At 58.1% G+C, this 14,374-nt stretch carries 17 protein-coding genes; 4 read left to right on the top strand and 13 right to left on the bottom strand.

The genetic code is table 11. The annotated features are described in order from the left end of the window. Window position 1 precedes the first annotated feature (1 nt). Together HIJ39_RS07115 and HIJ39_RS07110 are read left to right on the top strand one after the other, a co-directional pair. A complete protein-coding gene (locus tag HIJ39_RS07115) occupies window positions 2-1,279 on the top strand; it encodes a sensor histidine kinase (RefSeq protein WP_243239413.1) in 1,278 nt (425 codons plus the stop codon). Beyond that, on the top strand, window positions 1,266-2,009 hold the full coding sequence (locus HIJ39_RS07110) for a LytR/AlgR family response regulator transcription factor (protein ID WP_169098142.1): 744 nt from the start codon (window positions 1,266-1,268) through the stop codon (window positions 2,007-2,009). The genes HIJ39_RS07115 and HIJ39_RS07110 overlap by 14 nt, the downstream gene beginning before the upstream one ends. Here the strand turns inward: HIJ39_RS07110 and HIJ39_RS07105 are convergent. Together HIJ39_RS07105 and HIJ39_RS07100 are read right to left on the bottom strand one after the other, a co-directional pair. Continuing rightward, window positions 2,006-2,428: a molybdenum cofactor biosynthesis protein MoaE gene (locus HIJ39_RS07105; protein ID WP_169098140.1), complete on the bottom strand. Its 423-nt coding sequence runs from the start codon at window positions 2,426-2,428 to the stop codon at window positions 2,006-2,008. The two genes, HIJ39_RS07110 and HIJ39_RS07105, sit on opposite strands and share 4 nt — an antisense overlap. Window positions 2,429-2,432: 4 nt before the next feature. Then, window positions 2,433-2,675 (bottom strand): MoaD/ThiS family protein, encoded by a 243-nt coding sequence (locus HIJ39_RS07100; protein ID WP_169098138.1) that lies wholly within the window; start codon window positions 2,673-2,675, stop codon window positions 2,433-2,435. Window positions 2,676-2,723: 48 nt separating this feature from the next. On the opposite strand from HIJ39_RS07100, the gene HIJ39_RS07095 reads away from it, so the two are divergent. Then, window positions 2,724-3,590 (top strand): L,D-transpeptidase, encoded by an 867-nt coding sequence (locus tag HIJ39_RS07095; protein WP_169098136.1) that lies wholly within the window; start codon window positions 2,724-2,726, stop codon window positions 3,588-3,590. Here the strand turns inward: HIJ39_RS07095 and HIJ39_RS07090 are convergent. The 6 genes from HIJ39_RS07090 to HIJ39_RS07065 all read right to left on the bottom strand — a co-directional run bounded on the left by HIJ39_RS07090 (window position 3,511) and on the right by HIJ39_RS07065 (window position 9,117). Beyond that, window positions 3,511-4,317: a prolipoprotein diacylglyceryl transferase gene (locus HIJ39_RS07090; RefSeq protein ID WP_169098134.1), complete on the bottom strand. Its 807-nt coding sequence runs from the start codon at window positions 4,315-4,317 to the stop codon at window positions 3,511-3,513. The two genes, HIJ39_RS07095 and HIJ39_RS07090, sit on opposite strands and share 80 nt — an antisense overlap. A 9-nt stretch (window positions 4,318-4,326) precedes the next feature. After that, window positions 4,327-5,604 (bottom strand): glutamate-1-semialdehyde 2,1-aminomutase, encoded by a 1,278-nt coding sequence (gene hemL / locus HIJ39_RS07085; RefSeq protein WP_169098132.1) that lies wholly within the window; start codon window positions 5,602-5,604, stop codon window positions 4,327-4,329. 20 nt (window positions 5,605-5,624) lie between these two features. After that, window positions 5,625-6,689 (bottom strand): redox-regulated ATPase YchF, encoded by a 1,065-nt coding sequence (gene ychF / locus HIJ39_RS07080; protein WP_169098131.1) that lies wholly within the window; start codon window positions 6,687-6,689, stop codon window positions 5,625-5,627. A 113-nt stretch (window positions 6,690-6,802) separates the two neighbouring features. After that, window positions 6,803-8,311: a monocarboxylate uptake permease MctP gene (mctP, locus tag HIJ39_RS07075; protein ID WP_338055107.1), complete on the bottom strand. Its 1,509-nt coding sequence runs from the start codon at window positions 8,309-8,311 to the stop codon at window positions 6,803-6,805. 39 nt (window positions 8,312-8,350) lie between these two features. Beyond that, a complete protein-coding gene (locus HIJ39_RS07070; RefSeq protein ID WP_169098129.1) occupies window positions 8,351-8,557 on the bottom strand; it encodes a DUF3311 domain-containing protein in 207 nt (68 codons plus the stop codon). A 386-nt stretch (window positions 8,558-8,943) separates the two neighbouring features. Further along, the gene (locus HIJ39_RS07065; protein ID WP_169098094.1) at window positions 8,944-9,117 is read right to left on the bottom strand and encodes a hypothetical protein; all 174 of its coding nucleotides are present in this window, start codon (window positions 9,115-9,117) and stop codon (window positions 8,944-8,946) included. A 129-nt stretch (window positions 9,118-9,246) separates the two neighbouring features. On the opposite strand from HIJ39_RS07065, the gene HIJ39_RS07060 reads away from it, so the two are divergent. After that, the gene (locus tag HIJ39_RS07060) at window positions 9,247-9,798 is read left to right on the top strand and encodes an NUDIX hydrolase (protein WP_169098127.1); all 552 of its coding nucleotides are present in this window, start codon (window positions 9,247-9,249) and stop codon (window positions 9,796-9,798) included. A gap of 2 nt (window positions 9,799-9,800) precedes the next feature. Here HIJ39_RS07060 and HIJ39_RS07055 read toward each other — a convergent pair whose 3' ends face one another. Genes HIJ39_RS07055 through HIJ39_RS07035 form a run of 5 tightly spaced genes read right to left on the bottom strand, consistent with a single transcriptional unit; the run spans window position 9,801 to window position 14,306 of the window. Then, window positions 9,801-10,235 carry an OsmC family protein gene (locus HIJ39_RS07055; RefSeq protein WP_243239412.1) on the bottom strand — a complete coding sequence of 145 codons (435 nt, stop codon included), beginning with the start codon at window positions 10,233-10,235 and terminating at the stop codon, window positions 9,801-9,803. Window positions 10,236-10,247: 12 nt separating this feature from the next. After that, window positions 10,248-10,952 carry a PD-(D/E)XK nuclease family protein gene (locus HIJ39_RS07050; protein WP_169098125.1) on the bottom strand — a complete coding sequence of 235 codons (705 nt, stop codon included), beginning with the start codon at window positions 10,950-10,952 and terminating at the stop codon, window positions 10,248-10,250. Next, entirely contained in the window at window positions 10,943-11,653 is a 711-nt protein-coding gene (locus tag HIJ39_RS07045; RefSeq protein ID WP_169098123.1) for a metal-dependent hydrolase, read from the bottom strand. Before HIJ39_RS07045 ends, HIJ39_RS07050 begins: the two co-directional genes overlap by 10 nt. Before the next feature lie 12 nt (window positions 11,654-11,665). Next, window positions 11,666-12,328: an HAD-IA family hydrolase gene (locus HIJ39_RS07040; RefSeq protein WP_338055106.1), complete on the bottom strand. Its 663-nt coding sequence runs from the start codon at window positions 12,326-12,328 to the stop codon at window positions 11,666-11,668. A gap of 28 nt (window positions 12,329-12,356) precedes the next feature. Beyond that, window positions 12,357-14,306, bottom strand: coding sequence for an FUSC family protein (locus HIJ39_RS07035; protein ID WP_169098119.1), 1,950 nt, complete (start codon window positions 14,304-14,306; stop codon window positions 12,357-12,359). Window positions 14,307-14,374 lie beyond the last annotated feature (68 nt).

Genomic DNA, 14,374 nt, shown 5'->3' with positions numbered 1-14,374 from the left:
GATGCGATCAACAATTTTGTGGCTGATTGCCTGGCTCTCGATGGCTGTGTGTCTGGCGCTTCACCTGGCCTTCCCATGGCCCTGGGTGGCTATTGCCATCTCGCTGGCCTGCGCGATTGCCGCATATCGACTAGGGCGCCACGATGCGGCCGCCAAGCCTCTCGACGAGGGCCCCACCGGGCCCGACCCAGCTGAAACCACCTTTCAAATCGGCAACCAAGCGCTGCCCCACCTGCGTCAGGGTCTAAACCGCGAGACCGCTCAGCATTTGGCGGATATTGTGCAGCGCACCGCCGAAGTCGATGCCGTGGCCATCACCGACACCCAAATGGTTTTAGGTTGGTCAGGCAAGCGCTGTCCGCAACACCAACCGGGAAGCCTGTTGTCTGAAACCACCCGCCGCACCATGGCGGACCGGAGCATTCGGATTATGGACACCTCGGAACTGAAGGGCTCCTATGACGAATGCGACTTAGGCACCGTGGTCATCGCCCCGTTGGTGTCCCACGGCCAATCGGTGGGATCCATCAAACTCTATGTTGCCACCCACCGGGTCTTGCCGAGCCGCATTTTGCAACATGCGGAAGGCATCGCGCAAATGCTCTCCCTCCTTATGGAGGTGGTGGAAGCCGACCGCCAGCGCACCTTAGCCGCGGATGCCCGCTTGGAAGCGCTGCAGGCCCAGATTCGGCCGCACTTTTTATTCAACGTGCTAAATACCATCATTGCCTTTTCGCGCACCGAACCTGATCGGGCCCGCGAGCTGTTAATTGGATTGGCCGCGTTCTTTCGCCGCTCACTGCAGCATCGCGGCCCGACCATCCCATTGAAAGATGAAATTGATTACGTCAACACCTATCTCACCTTAGAACAGGCCCGCTTTGGCGATCGTCTCCACTTTCGTCTGAGGGTGGATCCTCGGGCCATGGAGGTGCCGGTTCCGGTGCTGACGCTGCAACCACTGGTGGAAAATGCCGTGGTTCATGGGCTGAGCCAACGCGGAACGCCGGGAACGGTCAGCGTTACGGCGCGTCTCTTGGGCACCCACTTGGTCATCTATGTCTCCGACAATGGAGTCGGCATACCCAAAGCCAAGCAGTACGAAATATTTGAGATGGGCCGGGGCAGCGGCATGGGGTTGGGGCTTTCCAACGTTGCCGAGCGGATGATGGGACTCTACGGCCCGGAATACCATCTAAGGCTTCGATCCAAAGAAGGGGCCGGGACCACCGTGCGCATCACCATACCGATAAGGGAGGACCGCGATGTTACCGCTTAAGGCATTAATTGTGGAGGATGAAGCGCCGGCGCGCATGGAACTGCGCTACTTGTTGGAGCCGCATAAAGGTGTGGTGCAGGTGGTGGGCGAAGCCGCCAGTGCTGAAGAAGCCCGCACGCTCATTGCCGCGATTGACTACGATGTGATTTTTTTGGACGTCTCCATGCCGGGCGAGTCGGGCATGGCTCTGGGTGCCGCCCTTAAAAGCTCGGCCAAACGGGGCGTGAAGCTGGTCTTTATCTCCGCCTACGAGGAGTATGCGCTGGACGCTTTCTCGGTGGAAGCGGTCGACTATCTCTTGAAGCCGGTCAGCCCCGAGCGGATTTCCGAAACCATCCGGCGGTTGACCGCCGGCATGACTCCTGTCGAGGGCCCTGAAGAGGAGACGGCGGAGCTCTTGGAATGGGTGCCTTGCGACCAAAATGGCCATACCGCCCCGGTGCCAATTGAGGAGATCTGCTACATTCAAGCGGAACTCGACACCATCTATGTGGCCACCCGTGACGGACGCAAACCCACCCGCTTCACCTTGGGCGAGTTGGAAAATCGGCTGCCCTCCACGTTCATCCGCACGCACCGCAGTTTCATCGTGCATACACGCTATGTCAAAGAAATCATGCCGCACTTCAACGGCACCTATCTCCTAAAAATAAAGGACAAACGGGAAAGTGAGGTGCCGGTCAGCCGCGCCAATGTTCGTCGGGTCAAAGAGGTGTTCCATCTGGCCTAAGCCTCGGGGTCACGATGCCAGGCGGTCTGGCCGTCCGCCCAACGCTCCTTCTTCCAAATGGGTACCCGTTCTTTAATCCGGTCAATGCCCGCTTGGCAGGCTTTAAACGCTTCCGCCCGATGGGGAGTCGAGACGGCGACCACCACCGCCGTCTCCGTGAGGGCCAAATCCCCTACACGGTGGACCATGGCGACGTGCAACGCCCCAAACTCGTCTTTAATCTCCCGGCCGATCCGCGCCATTTCCTTTTCTGCCAACTCCCGATAGGCTTCGTAAAATAGCCCCAGGCTAGCCCGGCCTTCGAAGTTGTTTCGCACCGTGCCCAAAAACAGCGCTTGGCCGCCAGCGGCGGGATCGGAAATCGCCTTCAGCGCCTCGTCCACATTGATGGGGTCTTTTTGGACCCGAAAAATGTCCATGTCGCTAGCCTCCGCTCACCGGGGGAATGACCGCCAGCCGATCGCCGTCCTGAAGTACGTAATCGGGCGGAGCCCACTCCTCGTTAATGCTAAACATCATGCTCTCCATGGACTCCCGCAGCTTAGGAGCCACATGCGTCGAGAAAAACGCACCGATGGTCATCCCCTCGGGCAGGTCATACGATGCCTGGCGGCCACTCATACGATCGGCCGCGTACGAGAAGAATAGCACTGTAACGTTTGCCATGGGGCCTCCTTTCCCGAGCGCTCCAAATTTGGCCATCCAGGGTGTAGGATGAACAATCAAGCTCGGCTACTGTGGATCACGTTGAGCGCGCTCGCGCTCCTCACCATCTCACTTTCGCATCCCGGGCCGCCGCACGGCGATCCGGCCGCCATGACAGCGATGGAGGTCCGGTTGGGACCCGTTCCTCATCGCGTCGGCATTAAGGAACCGGTTAACCTTACGACCTCGCGCGCGGTCTCCGCCGATTGGGTGACACGCCACTTGATCATTTCCCCCGCTACAGCGGTGCGGGTTGTCGCCCACGGTCCCCACCACTTTCTTATTATGCCGAACCCCGGATGGCCGGAAAAGAGTCAGGTCGCCATCAGAATTCGGGGAACCGCGACCGCTGAGCAGCTGTCCATTGATGATGGGCGGGCCTTGGTCGTCAATCTTAGCACGCAAACGCTGACCGCGTGGGAAAATGGCCACGCGGTGCGGACTATGGCCGTTTCCACAGGCGTTGCGCCCCGTTGGTCTACGCCCACCGGAACCTTTTGGATCTACCGCCGGGTGGAAGACGATCATATGGTGGGCGGCGATCCCCATTCGCCCGATCATTGGGATGTTGAGCACGTGCCCTATGCCCAATATTTTAATGGGGCCATCGCGTTTCATGGCGCTTGGTGGAACCACCGCTTTGGGCGTGCCGTGAGCCACGGCTGCGTCCAGTTGCCCACCGCAACCGGGCCTCACGGTGCCACCGGCGAGCCGCCCGAAGCCGAATGGCTATGGCATTTTGCCGATATCGGCACGCCCGTGATTGTCGAAGGCCAGACCCCGCAACCTCAAAGTGTTAGTGCGAGGGCTCCATTGCCATATCCTGCTCCACCAAATGGGTCTGGGCCGACTTCCGCCAAGTCCTCCGCATCATGATGCCGGTGAACACCAGAATCGGGGGTGTGAACCACTGCATCAGGGTCACAAACCCGATGCCCCAATGGGGATTGAGGTAATGGACCCAGTGCAGGGGATTGTCGCGGGTGGTCTCGCCGATGAACCCGCGCAAAATGGCGTAATAGAACATGGCCGACCAGAATTGATAGCCCGGTGGCGGAGTACGCCGCCGCTCCAACCAAAAATAGCGGATGATGAGGAACACACCCCAAGTGGAACCAATCAACTGTTCTGGCCATCGGCCAAATCCCAGCGTGGTCATGTGCCCGAGCACCTCATGGTTGAAGATGTTCCCGATCCGCACCATGAAGATTCCCAGCCCGATCCCCGGTACCGTCCAGTCAATTAGGTGGTTGAACATCACCGGCTGCTTGCGAAGCTGCCACCACAACGCCAGAATCCCAAAGCCGACGGCACCGTCAATAGCCAAGCCCCCGTCCCAGATTTTGAGCGCCTGTACGGGGTCTGTCCAGATCCATTGCGGATAATTTGCCAACACAAACACGACCCGGGCGCCAACCACGCCCCAGAAGATGGTCCAAAGCGTAATGGTGGAGAGCCGGTCGGGATCGGCGCCCAATTGCTGGCCGCGCTCCATCAAATACCAGCCTCCGCCTAATATGGCCAACACCATGAAGATGCCGTACCAGTGGACGCCGAACGACCCGATTTTAAAAGCGTAGGGACTTAGCCAAGGTATATACATCGCTCACCTCTATAGTTGCCGAAATACCGCATCGGCTGCTTGTACAGTCATATCAATATCGGCATCCGTATGGGCCCAGGAGGGAAAACAGGTCTCATAACCCGACGGCGGAAAGAAAATCCCCCGCTCCAGCATGCCGTGGAAAAAGCGGCGGTAGCGCTCATGGTCGGACGCTGCCACCTCATCAAAATTGGTCGGTGACTGGCCATTGAAAAAGAGCGTCATCATCGCCCCCGCCTGATTCACCGACACCTCGATTCCATGACGGCGCGCCCGCTCCTTAAGCCCCTCGGCCAATCTCGTGGTGCGCTGGGTCAAGGTTTCGTAAAAATGGGGCTCGCCCACCACCGACAACTGGGCCAGCCCCGCCGCCATGGCGACGGCATTTCCCGAAAAGGTCCCCGCCTGGTACACAGCGCCCAGCGGAGCCACCAGCTCCATGTATTGGCGCTTGCCGCCGTAGGCACCCACCGGCATGCCGGCGCCAATCACCTTGGCCAGGGTGATTAAGTCCGGCTCGAGACCCCGGCTTTCGGCCACGCTCCCGTACGTGACGCGAAATCCGGTCATGACTTCGTCGCTGACCCACAACGCCCCGTATTCCTGGGTGAGCTCTCGAATGGTTTCCAAAAACCCGGGCACCGGAGGCACGGTGCCCATGTTGCCGGCCACCGGTTCGGCAATCACGGCCGCAATGTTGCGTCCATGCTCGCGGAAAACCTCTCTCAGCGCGTCGATGTCGTTATAGGGCACCGTCATGGTGAGCTGCGCGATCTCCTCGGGAACGCCGGCGGAGTCTGGCACCCCTAGGGTCGCCGCTCCCGATCCCGCCTTGATTATAAGCGAATCGTGATGGCCGTGATAGGAGCCGGTGAATTTGACCACCAACCGCCGGCCCGTCACGCCTCGCGCCACCCGTAAAGCGCTCATGGTCGCTTCGGTGCCGGAATTGACCAGGCGGACCAATTCCATCGAGGCAATGGCGGAACGGATGCGCTCGCCCATCAGCACCTCCCTGTGCGTGGGAGTCCCGTAGGAAAGCCCGAGAAGGGCCTGGGCCCGCACCGCCTCGACCACTTGAGGGTGGGCATGCCCCAGGATCAAAGGTCCATATCCCATTACATAGTCGCAATAGCGTTTCCCCTGGTCGCTCACCAGATAAGCGCCTTCACCCTTATCCACAAAGAAGGGTTCCCCGCCGACGCCCCGAAAGGAGCGAACCGGCGAATTCACCCCGCCCGGAAGCACCTCTTGAGCTCGTGCCCACCAGCCGCTGTTTTCAGTCATCGCCCCACCTCGTTCCCGGTTCATACGTTGAACCGAAAATTGACAATATCCCCGTCCTGCATCGCATAGTCCTTGCCTTCCAAGCGTACCGCCCCTTGCTCTCGGGCCCTTGCTATGTTTCCGGCTGCCTTTAGCGCCTCAAAAGCCACCACTTCCGCACGAATGAACCCGCGTTCAATGTCGGAGTGAATCTTGCCTGCCGCTTCTTTAGCCAGGGTTCCCCGAGTAATGGTCCAAGCGCGCACCTCATCCTCCCCTGCCGTGAGGAAGGAGATAAGACCCAAGTGGTCATAGGTTGCGCGGCTTAAGCGGGCCGTGCCGGTCTCCTCAATTCCCAAGTCGCGCATAAATTCCTCACGGTCTTCGGCATCTAAATCCTGAATCTCTTGCTCCATAGCGCCTGCCATCAACACGACGGGAATATGCTTAGCGTGTGCTGCCTCTTCAATTTGATCCCGATCTGGATACTGGCCCGACTTGAAGGTTTCATCATCAAGATTCAAGAGCCAAATCATCGGCTTCAGGGTCAGAAACTGATACCCGCTAATGAGGCGACGATCCTCGTCGTTCAAGTCTAACGAGTCCAGGCGTTCGCCCGCCTCCAGGGCCTCATGCAGGCGATCCAAAAGTTCCATCTCGTGACGCTGTTCGGGGGTCACTTTTTTCCCGCTTTGAATCCGTTGGCGGCGCTTCTCCACCAAATCCAAGTCCGATAAGCCCAGTTCCAGCTCCATATCTTCAATGTCCTGAAACGGCTTGGGCGCTTCCCCCAATTCCGAGGCAAATCCCCGCACCACATGAATCAGTGCGTCCACCAGCCGCACGTCGTTCAGAAAGCGATTAGGGCCTTGCGACTCCCCCCGGGCCAATCCCGGCACATCCACCACTTGAAGTTGGGCCGGAGTCACTTTACGCGGATGGTACAGTTGGCTCAACCAGTCCAACCGCGGATCCGGCACCGGCGCCAGGCCGCGTCGCGATTCAGCTTTTCCCCCAAAAGCGCTTGTTTCGGCATGTGAATGTGTAAGAAGGTTAAAAATCGTGGTTTTCCCCGACAGCGGAAGACCAATCAATCCTATATCCAAGTTTCCGGGCCCCCATTTCCTTTCCCGATTATACGAAACGGGCCCTCGACTCACAAGCGAGGAGCCATCTCACTGGATGGCTCCTCCTTGTGAGAGCGTATATAGAGATTCGCTCAGGCAGACGTAGCTTCCTCCTGATAATCGGATACCGTGGTCTCGTCCACGCCATTGGAGACTTTGGCGGCATGTAAGATGAGGCTCAAAATGGCCACCACAATGCCGTTTGCGATGAGGGCCCAAATGCCCGCGTAGCCGACGATGCCCGGCGAGAGGGCGAAGAACGAGGTGGTAAATCCGACGGAGTACTCCATCCAGGTGCCCAACACCATTCCCACCAGCCAGCCGATGAGAAGCCCGGTGCGGTGAAACCAGCGGGTGTAAATGCCGCCCACAATCATGGGCACCGTCTGGAGAATCCATACCCCGCCCAACGTCTGGAGATACAAAGAGAATTGCACCGGGATGCCGACCACAAAGATCAAGGCCGCCAACATCACCAACAGCGAAATGAATTTGGCAATGCCAGCCTGCTGATTCTCACTCGCATGCGGCACAAAGTATTCGCGATAGATGTTGCGGGTAAAGAGATTGGACGCGGCGATGGCCATGACCGAAGCCGGCACCAACGCGCCAATCAAAATGGCGGCAAAGGCCACCCCTACAAACCACGGCGAGAATTCCTTCAAAAACAACAAGGGAACCGCTAAGTTGTTGTTCCCGTTGACATTGATGTGAGCAGCCAAAGCCATGAACCCCAACAGCGCAATGCCGCCCAGCATCAGTGAATATAGAGGAAGAAATGCGGCGTTCTTGCGTACCGTGTCCCGCGACTTGGAAGCCAGCACCCCCGTCATGGCATGCGGATAGAAGAACAAGGCCACTGCCGAACCCAGCGCTAAGGTGGCATAAGCCGTGTAGAGCTTGGGCGAGAGAAGCACTGACCCCGGTTTAGCGGCAGCATGCAGCTTCACGTTGGCTGCCTGGAAGATGTGGCCGAATCCACCCAAATGGCCCGGGATGATAATCAGCGCCCCAATGATGGTCGCATAAATCAGGATGTCTTTGACGACCGCCACCATGGCTGGCGCACGAAGACCGTTCAAATAGGTATAGGCCGCCAAAATGGCGAAGGCTACAATAATGGGGATGTCCCCGCCGAATCCCAGTGCCTGCAGAATGGTTTTCATGCCCACCATCTGAAGAGCAATATACGGCAAGGTGGCGAGAATCCCCGAGATCGCCACCGCCAAGGCCAGTCCACGACTCTGAAAACGGCCTTTAACAAAGTCAGCCGCTGTCACATAGCCCTTAGCCTTGGCCACCGACCAAAACCGCGGCAAGACTACGAAGACAAACGGGTAAACCACAATCGTATAAGGTACAGCGTAAAATGCCAGCGCGCCTGCCCCAAAAGCTAGGGCGGGCACCGCAATGAACGTATAGGCGGTATATAAGTCGCCGCCCAAGAGAAACCAGGTAATGAAGGTGCCAAATTGCCGACCCGCTAGTGCCCATTCATCAATATTAGCCACCGCCGACTTCCGCCAGCGGGAGGCGTAAAATCCGAGCACAGTCACAAAGGCAAACAGCACCAGGAACACAACCATGGTTGTGGCGTTCACGTCCCAACCTCCTCTATTCCCGTGGGCCGTAAGCTTACGCTAACGGGACACGTAGTAGACAAAAATGGTTAATAGCCCGGTAATGATCACCCATAGAAGCTGATACCAATAGAAAAAGGGCACCCCCCCGATAGTCGGCGTCATCGCGTTGTATAGCTGAGGAAATAAGGTGCCGAGAAAGGGGATGATGAGTAAGAGATACCACCAACGCCGTCCGTTCTTTGGACGCGGTAATTCCTTGGACATAGCCCTCCTCCTTTCACCCAATAGGGAACCTTTTGACGATTCCGGTCAAATCATGGCATTTAGATATACGAATCGTCAATAGTCCACCCGGTTAATTCCTATTCGGGGGAAGTTCTTGAAAGACACTCTGTTTATGACGCAGGCGAACTACCGTTCCCAACGTGGAATGGCAACCCATTGGGGTCGCGCGGAGATGCCTAGAAGCGCGTGGCACATGAAACTACAAGAGCTCCCGTCCCGGTGCGGGAGGACGGTATGTATGCAAGGAAACCCCTTGGGGAAGGCCAACGTTTTGGCCGGGAGAATTTTTTCTTCACCACCATCAAGGCGCCCCGGCATGGCCCCTAAGACGCTCATACGAAAAAGCGGCCCGGGCGGGCCGCTTATTAGGAATCGGAATCGTCATCCCCAGCATGCAAGGTATTTTCCAACCGGCGGATGTCCCGCTCGGGAAAGGCAGCGTTGTTCAAATCGATCCCTAATTCCCGCGCCACCTCTTCTTGGAACTTCTCCTGAGTCAGCTCTCGAATCGTCTTCTTAGGATTTTGGTTGTCGGCCATGCTGCCACCTCCCTCGCCGCTAGCATGCCCGGCTGCCTGAATTCAACACTGGTCTTTGGAGGAAAATAACCGCCCGCATCGTATGGACCGGATGGAATGCGGTAGCATAGAGCGGTGGAGGGTTGCGCAATGAAAAAATGGACAGTCCTGTCGCGCCATTGGGTGGTCGAGAATGCCCCGTATAGCCGTGTTCGCCGTGATCGCTGTCAACTGCCCGACGGACAGGAAATCATCTATTACGCCAACGAGTACGGGGATTGGGTCAATGCGCTGGTGCTCACAAAGGAGCAGCGTGTGGTACTGGTTAATCAGTACCGGCATGGATCCGAAACCTTGGTGAAGGAAATCCCGGGCGGGATGATCGAGGCGGATGAGCCGGCCTCTCAAGCCATCCAACGGGAAGTTTTGGAGGAAACGGGCTATGCTTCAGAAACGGAGCCCATTTTTCTCGGCAAATTTTACCCGAACCCGGCGACCTCCAATAATTTTGTGCACACGTTTCTCATTATAGATGCTGAGAAAATCGCCCCTCAGAGATTGGATGCCACCGAGGAGATTCGCGTGGAGGAGGTCGCCTGGGACGAGTTGGGCAACATGATTCGGAACGGTCGAATGCCCCATTTATTTAGCGCCGCGACCTATTTCTTGGCCAACGATTGGATCATCCGCCATCCGCGTTAGGGTTAGTTCTTCTCCACCCGCTGGCCATTAATTTCGACGGACGCCTCCATGGTGGCTGCCTGCTTCAACATCGCCGATACACTGCAATACTTGTCTTGACTCAAGGACACGGCCCGCCAGACTTTGTCGCTGTCGAGGCCCTCGCCCCAAAACTGATAGCGGACGCGAATGTGGCGATAGATTTTGGGATGCTCGTCAGCGCGCTCCCCATCAACGGCAATCTCAAAGCGATCAAAGGGTACCCGCATCTTTTGCAAGATGCTGACCACGTCGATGCCCGTGCATCCGCCAAGTCCCAGGAGAACCATCTCCATGGGCCGAATTCCCTGCCCCTGACCGCCGACCTCAGCGGCTGAATCCATGACCACACTCTGACCGGAACTATTTTCTCCGGAAAACGCCATCTGTCCTTGATGCCGCACCACTACCGATGTCATGCGTCCTCACTCCTAAACAATATCTCGACTTGCAACAACTCGCGGTTTTGCTGGCAACGCGGGGTCCGGCTCCCATTCCGGATGCAGGGCGACCGCCGCGTCGCGCTCCTCTGCGGTGCGAAAGCATCGCTGCCATCGATCGCACGCTTGGCAGGCCAGACTAATTTCGCGTTCCGGAAGCTTTCTGGTCGCCTGGTATGACTGAACCCGAGCCACCCGGGCTCGAATCCAAGCGTGCCAGTCCATATCGGGATCGGCATGAAACACCACCCGCTGCCCTTCGGGGCGGGAATCCACCACGAGGCTCCCGCCGACGAAATCGCCGACAGCCAGATAAAGCTGCAACTGCGCCCAATGGTTAATTAAGGGACCGCCGGTCTGAATGGTGTGAAACTTCTCGGGCGCTACCGTCTTATATTCCAGGACCCACGGACCACGCTCAGTCTCAAGAACCGCATCCATTCGGCCCGACACACCCCATGCCTCGTCTTTCAACGGCACCTCGACCGCCGCCATGGCATACTCGTTGAGCAGCTGATTTTGAAAGCGCTTGTGCTGTGCCGAGCCCGCCTGCATGGCCGAAAGACTGTCCGGCTCGATCAGGCGTCCGAATCCTAGGACATCCATGACCGCATAGCGAAGACAGCTTCCCGCCAGCGAAGGCGGAAAGCGTCTTGGCTTCCGGGTCTTTTGCGACTTTCGTCCCTCTACCGGCATTGGCCGCCCGGACTGAGGGCGAGCACTTCGACCGGCTCGCCGGCCAACAAGTCCTTCAGCGCTTCCGGTGTTCCCGTGAGCGCCTCAAACGTGCCGTAGTGCATCGGGATGACCGCTTTGGGCTTCAGCAGCTTGACGGCGTAAGCTGCTTCCTTGGGGCTCATGGTGAAATGACCGCCGATAGGCAGCAACACCACATCGGGAGCGTACAACTCACGAATCAGGCTCATATCCGAGAACACGTTGGTGTCGCCGGCATGATACAGGGTTAGGCCGTTTTCCAACGTGACCACAAAGCCGCTGGCCTCACCGCCGTACACGGTGGTGCCATCCGCCGTGGTAATCCCGGAGGAGTGATCCGCATGGACCATGGTCACCTTGATGTCGCCGAACGACACCGTCCCTCCCTTGTTCATGCCAACGGTGTTCTCGACTCCTTGCGAGGCCAAAAACGAGCCAATCTCAAAGTTGCTGACCACCTGAGCCCCCGTCTTCTTGGCTAGGGCGGCCGCGCCGCCCATGTGGTCGAAGTGACCGTGGGTGATCAGAATGATGTCGGCCCGATCCAAGTTCTTGTATTCCTCAGGGCACTTGGGGTTTTCGGCCAGCCATGGGTCGATGACTATCGTCTTTTGCCCGGGTGTGTCAATCAGAAATGTAGCATGTCCGAGCCAAGTAATGACGGCACCTTGCAATTCCATAAGAACGTCACCTCATTGGTTAGATTTCGCCCATCCTAATAGCGTCTCGACAACCTGTTCCCAGTCATGCGCAATCACGTCAGCGCCGGCTTCACGCAGGACCGGTTCACTAAAGGTATTGTAGATGAGCCCGAGGGTCCTGACTCCCGCCGCGCGCCCGGCTGCCATATCGTACGGACTGTCCCCCACGTAAGCCGCTCTCTCCGGAGCGCCACCCATAATCTTAAGCGCATGCTGAACGGGTTCCGGGTGCGGCTTATGATTCGGTGTGCTGTCCATATGCACAATGACGTCAAACAAATCAAAAAGACCCGCGCCCTTCAATCCCTGCTCGGTCATATTAAGCCGCTTGGAGGTCACAATCCCGAGCGGAAAACCCAACGCCTTAAGCCGTCGGAGTCCCGCATCAGCCCCCGGGACAATAGACACCAGCTCATCGTGGGTGATCTCATTATGTTCACGGTAGATGGCCACCAGCCGCTCAATCTCGGCGTCCGACAAGGCCGGCCGCATGATGCGGAACTGTTCCGCCAAAGGGCGCCCAAAGTGGACTAGCAGTTCCTCCCGAGAAATGGATTCCCCCAATCCGGTCTCAAAGGTGTGCGCGAAACTCTTCAAGATGAGATCAGTGGTGTCAAGAATGGTTCCATCAAAGTCAAAGAGAAACTGCCACACTCCCCAAGCCCTCCTCATGCTTCTTATATCATATCATGGGCTTGGCTACGACAAGAACTGCCTCCGCTTCCCCGAGAAGCCTCTCCAAGCGGCCAGCCAGCGGATTGGCCGGCATCTCCGACTCCGCGGGCTCTGGCGATGCCGTCGGCCAGCGGTACAGCACCTCGGCTAGTTGTTGCAACCGCTCCACACCCGGTTGCAACATGGGGCGCGCTGCCGCTAGCGTGACCGAATCGGTCACCTCCAATTCCATCAGCAAATCGGCCAAGTTGTGCAGCACGTCCATCAGTCGCAGCGCGTCCGACCGGTCTAATAACCCCTTGGCCGGCTCGTTGACCGCATGATCAAGCGAGGCTGCGGCAGCCGCACGGGCGACCCGCGTGTCGCGCCGCGCCAAAGCCGGCCTGGTGCCATCAAGGATGGCGGCCAAGTAGCGCGCCTCGGAACTCACCAGGTCGCCCAGAGTCTTCGGAACTTCCTCGCGTTGCCAGGTGGGAAACACCGTGAAGGCAAACAAGGCCAGGGCGCTGCCGATGACCGTATCGCTCAAGCGGTCGGCCATGGCCAAGAAGGGTGGGACCCGCTCAAAAAAGGACAGCAGCAAGACAATTTCCGCGCTCACCACCATGGAAAAGACGGTGTAGTTGACATTGATGATGGCGTACATCGCCAGGGCGAACACCACCATCGCCACCAGAATCCCGATGACCAGATCATGGAACCCCACAACCACCAACGTCCCGGCCACCACACCGGCGGCAGTGCCCACAACCCGCGCCAGTCCCCGGCCGATGGTGGAAAAGAAGTCGGCCTTCAGCACCACCATGGTGGTCAGCACCACCCAATACCCGCGCGGCAGGTGAAAAAGATGCTCCACCAAGAGGCCCAGCGCCAGTGTGCCCATAATCCGCACAGAATGGCGAAAGGCGGAACGGCGGAGAGACAGGTTCTCCCTAATGGTCGCCACCAGACTCTGGACGGCTGGCATGCTCCAGCGCTCCAAGCTGACTTCCGCTTCGGGATCGATTCCCGCCTGGGGAATGGAAGCCAAGGTGCTAATCAAATGATGCGCCCGTGCAAAAGCGGGACCCACCTCGGTTTTCAATTGTTCATCCAGCGCTAGAAGCGGTTCGAGAGAGTCCAAAGACAGCGACGACGCGGGGTCGGTGGAAAGGCGCCGACTCCACCCTTTGAGCAATTGGGATACGTGGTGTAAGAGAATCTCCCGATATTCCCCCAAGTTCTCATCATGATGCAGCGAAACCAAATCGCTCCGGGCCGTGTCCAGGCGACGAAGCAGCGTCGCCAATCGCCAGCGCTTTTGGGGAGAAATGGCCCGGTCCCCAATGCGGTTCTCGGCGGTAATGAGGGCCCGCGCCACGCGAAGGTCAACACTCCGTTCTGGGCACAACGCATAGGACGCCAGCTGCCAACACAGCCGACGAAGGCTCGCCGTTCCGTCAGCCTGAGGCTGCCAAGGAACCGTGGCCAGCATCAAGATTAACTGCAGCAGGCCCCCCGCCATCACCTTAAGCGCCGTAGGCACGGCATCCGCCATCGGTATGGCAAGGCCGGAGAAAATAATGAGAGCATTGGTAGCCAGCGTACCAATAAGCGCTAACTCGGGACTCACCGCGGCCAAGATGCCCGCCATCCCTCCACTCAGCACGACCAAGCCGCCCGCCAACAAGGCTTGCGCTCCCGCCACGCTTCCCAAAAACGTGGTTAGCGACACCCACACGATAGCGTACAGCATGATGCGGGACCGTTTCTGCCAGGTTCCCGACATTCCGGCAAAGCCTGTGACGATGGCCCCGACCGTCATGACCACGGCGGTGGGAATCGCGTGAAAGATCAGCCCGAAGAACAGCGGCAGGACAATCCCGAGCGCGTTTCTGAGCCCAACCTGCCAGTTCAACTCGGCCAGGTCATGAGACAGCAAATCCCGAAAAAGACGGTCGAGAAATGGCTTCCACATCGCGTGTGTCCTCCTTTCCCCGGAACGTATGCAATCCCCCACGGGTGCGATACAATAGGCGATATTCT

The organism is Sulfobacillus harzensis (assembly GCF_012933365.1).
GTDB classification, from domain to species: Bacteria; Bacillota; Sulfobacillia; order Sulfobacillales; family Sulfobacillaceae; genus Sulfobacillus_B; species Sulfobacillus_B harzensis.
Note: the sequence above shows the minus strand (reverse complement) of the source record. Positions and strands in the feature narration are given on the sequence as shown.

What these genes read in the sequence shown, in the direction of transcription:
- HIJ39_RS07055 (WP_243239412.1), bottom strand. Translation starts at nt 10,235, where the DNA reads ATGACATCGGTAGTGGTGCGGCATCAAGGACAGATGGCGTTTTCCGGA.
- HIJ39_RS07060 (WP_169098127.1), top strand. Translation starts at nt 9,247, where the DNA reads ATGAAAAAATGGACAGTCCTGTCGCGCCATTGGGTGGTCGAGAATGCC.
- HIJ39_RS07035 (WP_169098119.1), bottom strand. Translation starts at nt 14,306, where the DNA reads ATGTGGAAGCCATTTCTCGACCGTCTTTTTCGGGATTTGCTGTCTCAT.
- HIJ39_RS07115 (WP_243239413.1), top strand. Translation starts at nt 2, where the DNA reads ATGCGATCAACAATTTTGTGGCTGATTGCCTGGCTCTCGATGGCTGTG.
- HIJ39_RS07050 (WP_169098125.1), bottom strand. Translation starts at nt 10,952, where the DNA reads ATGCCGGTAGAGGGACGAAAGTCGCAAAAGACCCGGAAGCCAAGACGC.
- HIJ39_RS07100 (WP_169098138.1), bottom strand. Translation starts at nt 2,675, where the DNA reads ATGGCAAACGTTACAGTGCTATTCTTCTCGTACGCGGCCGATCGTATG.
- HIJ39_RS07105 (WP_169098140.1), bottom strand. Translation starts at nt 2,428, where the DNA reads ATGGACATTTTTCGGGTCCAAAAAGACCCCATCAATGTGGACGAGGCG.
- HIJ39_RS07065 (WP_169098094.1), bottom strand. Translation starts at nt 9,117, where the DNA reads ATGGCCGACAACCAAAATCCTAAGAAGACGATTCGAGAGCTGACTCAG.
- HIJ39_RS07110 (WP_169098142.1), top strand. Translation starts at nt 1,266, where the DNA reads ATGTTACCGCTTAAGGCATTAATTGTGGAGGATGAAGCGCCGGCGCGC.
- hemL (WP_169098132.1), bottom strand. Translation starts at nt 5,604, where the DNA reads ATGACTGAAAACAGCGGCTGGTGGGCACGAGCTCAAGAGGTGCTTCCG.
- HIJ39_RS07095 (WP_169098136.1), top strand. Translation starts at nt 2,724, where the DNA reads ATGAACAATCAAGCTCGGCTACTGTGGATCACGTTGAGCGCGCTCGCG.
- HIJ39_RS07045 (WP_169098123.1), bottom strand. Translation starts at nt 11,653, where the DNA reads ATGGAATTGCAAGGTGCCGTCATTACTTGGCTCGGACATGCTACATTT.
- HIJ39_RS07070 (WP_169098129.1), bottom strand. Translation starts at nt 8,557, where the DNA reads ATGTCCAAGGAATTACCGCGTCCAAAGAACGGACGGCGTTGGTGGTAT.
- HIJ39_RS07090 (WP_169098134.1), bottom strand. Translation starts at nt 4,317, where the DNA reads ATGTATATACCTTGGCTAAGTCCCTACGCTTTTAAAATCGGGTCGTTC.